The sequence below is a fragment of the Pseudophaeobacter sp. genome (genome assembly GCF_039971195.1).
GTDB lineage: Bacteria > Pseudomonadota > Alphaproteobacteria > Rhodobacterales > Rhodobacteraceae > Pseudophaeobacter.
In genome coordinates this window covers 1-7,088 of sequence record NZ_JBDWPJ010000112.1, presented here as the reverse complement: position 1 = coordinate 7,088, position 7,088 = coordinate 1, and the positions used below count along the sequence as shown (strand labels likewise).

The window sequence follows — 7,088 nt, the reverse complement described above, 5'->3', positions numbered from 1 at the left end:
CGGTAAAATCGTCGGCAATAACGCCAAGTTTCATGAAGAAATCTCCGAAGTCGGACCAAGGTCAAGCCGGGTGATATGCTCGGCAATACCCTGCGGGAACAGTTGGCGCACCAATGGGTCATGGCCCGGAATGATGAGTTTGGGGGAGGAGGCGAGCCGCTCAAGCGTGGCAAAGCCATCCATCATATTTTGCAGATCCACCACGATAGGGAAGGGTTTGCGAGCCGTGACGTTCTCATAGTAATGCGCCGCATCCGAGGCCAGCACCAGCCAGCCCGCCGCGGTGCGCACCCGCACGCATTGCAGGCCCCGCGAATGGCCGCCGATGCAATGCACGGTGACGCCATCGGCAATTTCACTGTCGCCCGCATGAAAGCTCAGCTTGCCGCGATACAGCCGGGTCACTGCCTCGCAGATATGGCCGACGGTAAAGGGCGCTTTCAGCGTGTCGTGGCACATGCAGGGACCGGTGGCAAAGGCCATCTCTGCCTCTTGCAGGTGCAGATGCGCATTGGGAAACAGCGCCAAACCACCAGCATGGTCATAGTGCAGATGGGTGACGATCACCTCTGTAATATCCTCGGGTGTTAGCCCAAAAGGCGCCAGCGCCTCGCCCGGTTCCAGCCGGATCGGGCGGCCACGGGCGCGGGCCTCTGCATGGTCATAGCCGGTGTCCACCAGGATCACCCGATTGCCGCATTTCAGCAGCCACATGAAATAATCCATCGCATGCGGGGCATCGTGATTGTCATCAAACAAAAAACTATCGGCGCGGGTGCGGGCATTGCGGTCGGCATATTTGATCGCATGCACTTCCCAGGTCATAGCACCGGTGATCGCAGAGCTCATCGAAATACCTCATCGTAAAACTGTGCTTGTTTTTCGGCCACCATATCGGCCACATCCGCGTCAAAGCGTTGGAAATGCGGCGTGGCCAGATGCGCCTCAAAAGCAGCGCGATCATCGTAGATCTCATAGAGAAAAATCACATTCCCCGCCCGGCAGATATCAAACTGCTGGCAGCCGGGCTCAAAGGCGCGCGAAGTTTGGGCGTTTTCGATCATCAGTGGCAGGAAGGCCTCCATCTGACCAGGTTTGATGGTGAAGGTCACACAGACAGCATACATTAGGCTTCCTTTCGGCGCAGGCGGGCAAAGATCCGGCGCAGGGCGGGGATCTGCGCTGCAATCAGTGCGATATTCAGTGACAGCAGGATGGCAGCACCGGCGCGCGAAACAAAGCCCCCAAGGCTGCCATCCGCCAGGAACAGCGAGCGGCGGAAGGTCTCGTCGAACAGCCCGCCAAGGATGACGCCAATCACCAGAGGCGCGATCGGGTATTTCATCAGGTTCATGAAATAGGCGACAAAACCAACTCCCAGCATCAGGTAGAGGTCATTGATACCCCCCCCGACCGAAAACGATCCAATCGCGGTCAGCACCATGACCACCGGCAGGAACACCGTCTGCGGGATACGCAGGATCTTGATAAAGATACGCGCGGTGAACAGGCCGAGGATCCACATGGTAAAGGAGGCCAGCACCATGATCGCCACCACCCGCAGGATGATATTGGGATCAATTGTCGGCCCCGGAATGACGTTGTTGATCTTAAAAGCGCCCATCAGGGCGGCCGCGGGCGGCGAGCCGGGAATGCCTAGAACCAAAAGCGGGATCAAGGCGCCGCCAATGCAGGCGTTATTGGCAGTCTCTGAGGACAACAGCCCTTCGAGCGAGCCCTTGCCAAAGTTCTTGCCATCCTTGGAGACGGTTTTGCCGACCCCGTAAGAGACCCAGCCGGCCACATCCTCGCCGACACCGGGCAGCGCACCGATGCCGGTGCCGATCACCCCAGAGCGGCTGATGGTTGGCATATGGCGTCGCACCGTCGCCAGATTGGGCAGGATGCGCCCCTGCAGGGCGATGACCTTACCCACTTCCAGATGACGCAGCCCCTCAATGATCTGGGGCACTGCAAAGGCCCCCATCAGAACCGGCACCACCTGAAACCCAGAGAGCATATAGGACCAGCCAAAGGTATAGCGCGGCTCTGACAGCAGCGGATCCATCCCCACCATGGCCATGGCCAGACCTATCAGCCCGGCAATCCAGCCCTTGATCACCAGATCCTCGGACATCAGCGTGCCCGAGAGCAAAATCCCAAACAGCGCCAGCAGCGCCTTTTCAGGGCTGGCGATGTTTTTGGAAACCAAGAGCAGCACCCAGACAAAAATCAGCAAAGCAACTGTGCCAATCAGGGTCCCAATGAAGGACGCTGTGGTGGTCAGCCCTAGCGCCTCACCACCTCGCCCGGCCTTGGCCAGGGGGTGACCATCCATCGCCGTGGCCGCCGAGGCCGCCGTGCCGGGAATATTGAGCAGGATCGACGGGTAAGAGCCCCCATAGATCGCACCGACATAGGCCCCGAGCAGGGCGATCAGGGAATAGTCCAGCGGGATCTTATTGCCGAAGAACCCGGTCAGGATGGTCACCGCCAGGGTCGCGGTCAGCCCCGGCAAGGCGCCAAAAGTGATGCCCAAGAAGACCGAGGTGACCAGATAGACATAGGTCCAGGGGTCGACGACCAGGGCCGCAAAGGCACCGCCAAAGCCAGAGAGCTGAGTAAAGATGAACTCCATTATTTCTGGCTCCACAGCGGTTTGAGGGTCACGTAGTAGTGGTACTCAATACTCTTGAAGATCAGCCCGCCGCGATTTGGCACGTTCTGGCGAAAGCCAAAGGCCATGGCGCAGACCAGAACCAGCGGCGCGGTGACAGCGATCACCGGAATGGCCCGCGCCACTCGGTCCCCGCGGGCCCGTGCCAGCACCCAAAGCGTCAGCCCCAGCCACAGCACCAGGGTGAGCCAGTCATCATCATGCAGCCGCCATTCGGATCGGGGTAGATGCAACGCCATAGCATAGGCGCCAGCCAGGCTGACAATCGCCGCCGAGAGCAGCATCCGGCGCGGATGTCCGCCGTGGTAGCCATAGATCAGCGCGGTGATCAACAGCCCGGAGCAGAGGATAAAATCCACCCGTGGAACCAGGCCCGCGATGTAGAAAAACAGGATCACCGCAATAGATGAAAACCGCAGCGCCTCTGCCCGGTCCCAACCAATGCCAACCGCGCTCAGCGCCCGCTCTGCTCCGCCTGCTTTGATGGCGATGCGCATCAGCACCAGCGACAGCACCAGCATGGCGCTAAAAATCCCCAGCGGCACCAGGGCGGCAGAGTTGTACCAATCGCCGCCGGTCACGCCCGCCTTGTTGTCCCCCCACAGGGGAATGAAAGAAGTCCGCCACAGGAAAAACAACGACAGGGCAAATAACACGATAGAGGCCCAGAAATCACGCGCCCGCAGGATCATGATCTGCTCAGTCTCTGCGCCGTCCGCTGCTGATAGGGCGCCTGCGAAGCCTTCGGCTTTGCCCTGTTTACCCTTATTTAGAGCCTGCTCCGGCCCATCTTTCTTGTCCTTGACCACCGTCGTATTCCCGTCATTCGTCCGATCGCTGCCCGGTCCGGGCGCGTGAGAGAAAGGACGCGACCCAGCCGCGTCCTCTCCGTTTCTTGCGTGATTTGCCTTGGGTTATGGCTTTTCAATACCCAGGGAGGCCGGGTCGACGGTGGTCGCGCCAAGATCCTTCAGGGTATAGGCAAAGTTGGCTTCCAGCGTGGTGAAGATCTTGCTGGCCTCTTCGCCATATTGTCCGCCGACATCGTAGTTATTGGCTGCAGCCCATGTCGCAACCGCATCGCCCGAGATCGCCTTTTCAAAGGCCGCACCCAGGGCGGCTTTGATTTCATCGCTGGCAGAGTTGTGCACGGCAAAACCAATCGCCTGCTTCAGCGGCAGATATTTGTCGAGCCCATCATAAATACCAAAAGCCGAGGGTACGGTCATGCCGGCAATCTCAGCGCTGTCTTCGGTCAGCATCGCCAGGGGCTTCAACTGGCCGCCCTCAATCAGCGCTGCCTGTTCCGCCAGCGAGGTCACAACCAGCTGGACCTCACCCGCGATGGCCGCTTCCTGACCGGGGGCAGAGCCTTTGTAGGGAACAAATTTGAACTCAGCACCCGAGCCGTTCTGGATCGCCAGCAGGTTCAAGTGATGGATCGATCCCGCCCCCGAGGCTGCCGCCGGAATGGTGCCGGGCGCGGCCTTGGCCGCATCAACCAGCTCTTGGATTGTCGAATAGGGAGAATTCGCAGGCACCGAGATCAGATCTGGCGAGCCACCAACAATAAAGGGATACCAATAGTCGAACTTCTTGTCCCAACCGCCCTGCACCGCAGCTGTCACGTTGGATTCAGACAGGCCCACCAATGTATAGCCATCATCAGGCTGGTTCATCACATAGACCATGCCGTTGGATCCAGCGACACCGCCGGTCTGGTTGGTCACGTTGATCGACACCGGCAGATGTTTTTCCATCTCTGCCATGATCATCCGGTTGATGGTGTCGGTGCCGCCACCGGCGCCCCAGACCACGGCTGCGGTGATGTCACGATAGGGGTAATCCTGCGCCGCGACGCTACCCGGCACGCCTGCGCCAAAGCCTCCTAGCAGCGCGGCCAACCCAAGGATCTTGCCAAATTTGAGTTCCATTTCATGTCCTCCCAGACTCAATGCGTTTCTTGTTGCATCTTTTTACGTATGCATTAATAAATGCCTTGTCAAATTTATAAATAGATCTCTGCCGCAAAATCAGCCAAAGAGGTAGGAAAAGGAACGCGTGACCATGCCCAACAACTTCGAGATCGCAGTATTTTCAGGCGACGGCATCGGCCCGGAAATCACTGAACCCACGATCAAAATCCTGCGTCACATGTCAGAACGCGCCGCCAGCTATGATCTTGCCTTTACTGAGGCCCCTGCGGGCGCGGCCCATTACGCCAAAACCGGCGAATCCCTGCCCGAAACCTCGATGAAAATCGCCCGCAGCGCCGATGCGATTCTGCTCTCGGCGATGGGATTGCCGGATGTGCGCTACGATGATGGCACCGAGATTTCGCCGCAGATTGACCTGCGCAAGGCGCTGACGCTCTTTGCTGGTATTCGCCCGGTCACCGTGCGCGCAGGCCAGACCACGCCATTGAAAATGCCCCCCGGAAAAGAGATCGATTTTGTTCTAGTGCGCGAAAGCACCGAAGGCCTGTTTCATACCCAAGGCTGCGGCGAGGTCACCAAGGATGAGGCCCGCGAAACTCTGCTGATCACCCGCGAGATTTCGGAAAAGCTTTTTGACTTTACCTTTGCCCTGGCCAAGCAGCGTCAGGCGCAGGGGCGGGGCAAGGGGCGAGTTACCTGTGTCGACAAGGCCAATGTATTCCGTGCCTTTGCCTTCTTCCGCGAGATGTTTGATGCCGAGGCCGCCAAGCATCCTGAACTCATCGCTGATCATGCCTATGTCGATGCCACGGCCCTGTGGATGGTGCAAAAGCCCTGGGATTTTGACGTGCTGGTGACAGAGAACATGTTTGGCGACATCCTGTCTGATCTTGGCGCCGGGCTGATGGGCGGGCTTGGGCTCGCGCCCTCGGCCGATATCGGCATGGATCACGCTGTGTTCCAGCCCTGCCATGGCTCGGCGCCGGATATTGCCGGACAGGGCGTGGCCAATCCTTTTGCGATGATTCTTTCGGCGGCAATGATGCTGGACTGGCTGGGGGTAAAACACGAGAATTCCGAGTTGCGAAGCGATGGCCAGCGCCTGCGTGAAGCGGTAGAAGAAATCATTTCCCGCGGCGAGGTTCTCACCTGTGATCTGGGTGGCAAGGCCAGCACCAAAGACGCCGCCGCTGCAGTACATTCGCTGCTGGTTCTGGAACCCGCATGAGCATTCCTATTGCAACTGCGCCAATCAAAGTAGCCTGTCAGGGAGCGGGCTATTTCAGCCAGTTCCACTACGCCAGCTGGGCCAGCATGTCAGATGTTGATCTTGTTGGGTCCTGCAATCGCGACATCACCAAGGCCCGCGCCACCGGCCTGCCCGCCTATGATGATCTGGCACAGATGCTGGCGGAAGCTACCCCTGATCTGCTCGACATCATCCTGCCCCCGGCGGCCCATGCCGACAGCATCCGCATCGCGCTGGCCGCCGGAGTGAAAGCCCTGATCTGCCAGAAACCCTTTTGCCGGAACTTGGCAGAGGCCAGGGAAATGGTCGCTCTGGCCAGTGACGCCGGAGCGCGGATCATCGTGCATGAAAACTTCCGCTTCCAACCCTGGTACCGGGTGATGAAACAGGCGCTGGACCGGGGAGATGTAGGTGAGGCCCAGCAGCTGACCTTTCGGCTGCGCCCCGGCGATGGCCAGGGGCCAGAGGCCTATCTGGCCCGCCAGCCCTATTTCCAGCAGATGGAACGTTTTTTGGTACATGAAACTGCGGTGCATTGGGTCGATACCTTCCGCTATCTGCTTGGCGATCCGACCGAGATCTACGCCGATCTGCGGCAGGTGAACCCGGTCATCGCAGGCGAAGATGCCGGTTTTATCCTTTCGCAGCATCCCGGCGGGGTGCGGGCGCTGTTTGATGGCAATCGCAACCTTGATCACAGTGCCGACAACCATCGCCGCACCATGGGCGAGGCGCTGCTCGAAGGCACGAAAGGCTCTATCACCCTAACCGGCGATGGCGCGCTGCATCTGCGCCGCTTTGGCGCGCAGGACACTACCTGCTTGCTGGGGCCTGACAGCTGGGAGGGCTTTGGTGGCAACTGCGTTCACCACTTGCAGTCCCACGTCATTTCTGGCCTTCTCGGCGGTGGAGCATTTGAAAACGAGGCCGCCAGCTATTTGCGCGTCATCGAGATCGAAGAGGCTATTTACAGCTCGGCTGAAACCGGGCGTAAGATGCGTTTGGAGACACAGTGACCACCCTATCGGACAAACCGCCCTCCAATTCGCAGCGGGCCTTTCGCGCCCTGCGGGATATGATCTTTTCCGGCGAGTTGGCGCCGGGGTCTGATCATCTGGAAAGCGAAATGGCGGAACGTCTGGGGGTCTCGCGCACGCCAGTGCGTGAGGCGGCGCTGATGCTGGAAAGCCAGGGTCTGCTGGAGCTGCGCCCCCGCAAGGGCGTG

8 protein-coding genes are annotated in these 7,088 nt (G+C 59.4%); 3 read left to right on the top strand and 5 right to left on the bottom strand.

All coding sequences use genetic code 11. The features are described 5' to 3' along the window. Positions 1-30: 30 nt before the first annotated feature. From ABJP42_RS10025 to ABJP42_RS10005, 5 genes are all read right to left on the bottom strand, one after another. The gene (locus ABJP42_RS10025; RefSeq protein WP_348340170.1) at positions 31-849 is read right to left on the bottom strand and encodes an N-acyl homoserine lactonase family protein; all 819 of its coding nucleotides are present in this window, start codon (positions 847-849) and stop codon (positions 31-33) included. Further along, positions 846-1,127, bottom strand: a complete 282-nt coding sequence (locus tag ABJP42_RS10020) for a putative quinol monooxygenase (RefSeq protein WP_348340169.1) — start codon at positions 1,125-1,127, stop codon at positions 846-848. Before ABJP42_RS10020 ends, ABJP42_RS10025 begins: the two co-directional genes overlap by 4 nt. Beyond that, on the bottom strand, positions 1,127-2,638 hold the full coding sequence (locus ABJP42_RS10015) for a tripartite tricarboxylate transporter permease (protein WP_348340168.1): 1,512 nt from the start codon (positions 2,636-2,638) through the stop codon (positions 1,127-1,129). Before ABJP42_RS10015 ends, ABJP42_RS10020 begins: the two co-directional genes overlap by 1 nt. Next, positions 2,638-3,486, bottom strand: coding sequence for a hypothetical protein (locus ABJP42_RS10010; RefSeq protein WP_348340167.1), 849 nt, complete (start codon positions 3,484-3,486; stop codon positions 2,638-2,640). The genes ABJP42_RS10015 and ABJP42_RS10010 overlap by 1 nt, the downstream gene beginning before the upstream one ends. Positions 3,487-3,591: 105 nt before the next feature. Next, positions 3,592-4,611 (bottom strand): Bug family tripartite tricarboxylate transporter substrate binding protein, encoded by a 1,020-nt coding sequence (locus tag ABJP42_RS10005; RefSeq protein WP_348340166.1) that lies wholly within the window; start codon positions 4,609-4,611, stop codon positions 3,592-3,594. Positions 4,612-4,744: 133 nt separating this feature from the next. Here ABJP42_RS10005 and ABJP42_RS10000 point away from each other — a divergent pair, with 133 nt between their 5' ends. The 3 genes from ABJP42_RS10000 to ABJP42_RS09990 form a co-directional block, all read left to right on the top strand. Then, a complete protein-coding gene (locus ABJP42_RS10000; RefSeq protein WP_348340165.1) occupies positions 4,745-5,842 on the top strand; it encodes an isocitrate/isopropylmalate dehydrogenase family protein in 1,098 nt (365 codons plus the stop codon). Continuing rightward, positions 5,839-6,879, top strand: coding sequence for a Gfo/Idh/MocA family protein (locus tag ABJP42_RS09995; protein WP_348340164.1), 1,041 nt, complete (start codon positions 5,839-5,841; stop codon positions 6,877-6,879). Before ABJP42_RS10000 ends, ABJP42_RS09995 begins: the two co-directional genes overlap by 4 nt. Continuing rightward, positions 6,876-7,088, top strand: a 213-nt coding sequence (locus ABJP42_RS09990) for a GntR family transcriptional regulator (protein WP_348340163.1), incomplete at its 3' end; no start/stop codon positions are given. The genes ABJP42_RS09995 and ABJP42_RS09990, both read left to right, overlap by 4 nt.